The organism is Pseudomonas sp. PDM04 (assembly GCF_014851765.1).
GTDB lineage: Bacteria > Pseudomonadota > Gammaproteobacteria > Pseudomonadales > Pseudomonadaceae > Aquipseudomonas.
On the sequence record NZ_JACVAI010000027.1, the window covers coordinates 1 to 288 of the forward strand.

Sequence of the window (288 nt, forward strand, 5' to 3'; positions counted from 1 at the left end):
GCCAATTCGTCATCGCGACCGTGTTCTGGGGCGTGGTGGGGATGGCAATGGGGGTGTGGATCGCCTCGCAACTGGTGTGGCCCGAGATGAACCTCGACCTGCCCTGGACCACCTTCGGCCGCCTGCGGCCGCTGCACACCAGCCTGGTGATCTTCGGCTTTGCCGGCAGCGCCCAGTTCGCCGCCAGTTACTACGCCGTGCAGCGCACCTGCCAGGTGCGCCTGTACTCCGACACCCTCGCCGCCTTCACCTTCTGGGGCTGGCAATCGGTGATCGTGATCATGCTGG

General features: G+C 66.0%; 1 protein-coding gene. It reads left to right on the forward strand.

What is annotated here, in order from left to right:
- Positions 1-288, forward strand: a 288-nt coding sequence (locus tag IB249_RS29635; RefSeq protein ID WP_192309940.1) for a cbb3-type cytochrome c oxidase subunit I, incomplete at both ends; no start/stop codon positions are given.